This window comes from Bacteroides finegoldii DSM 17565 (assembly GCF_000156195.1).
GTDB lineage: Bacteria > Bacteroidota > Bacteroidia > Bacteroidales > Bacteroidaceae > Bacteroides > Bacteroides finegoldii.
Genome location: NZ_GG688348.1, coordinates 1 through 306 on the forward strand (window position 1 = coordinate 1; position 306 = coordinate 306).

The 306-nt window shown below is 43.1% G+C and carries 1 protein-coding gene; it reads left to right on the top strand.

What is annotated here, in order from left to right:
* On the top strand, positions 1–306 hold a 306-nt coding region (locus BACFIN_RS00025), incomplete at both ends, for a recombinase family protein (RefSeq protein ID WP_007758436.1).

The window sequence follows — 306 nt, forward strand, 5'->3', positions numbered from 1 at the left end:
CCGATGTAGAAATAGTGTTTTGTGATTTTCCGGAGGCGAACAAACTCGTACTGCATATAATCAGCAGCATAGCGGAATATGAGGCGGGACTGATCAGCCAGAGAACAAAACAGTCTCTAAGGGCAAAGAAAGCAAGAGGATGCAGGCTTGGCAAATCTGAAAACTTATTGAGCAGATTACCACAGGCAGTAGAGAACAGCAACAGAACCAACAGACAGAAGGCTCTCGATAATCCAAATAACAAGAGGGCTGTTGCGTTATTGAAAAATCTGGTAAAAGAAGAGAAGTCATTGTCAGAGATGGCAA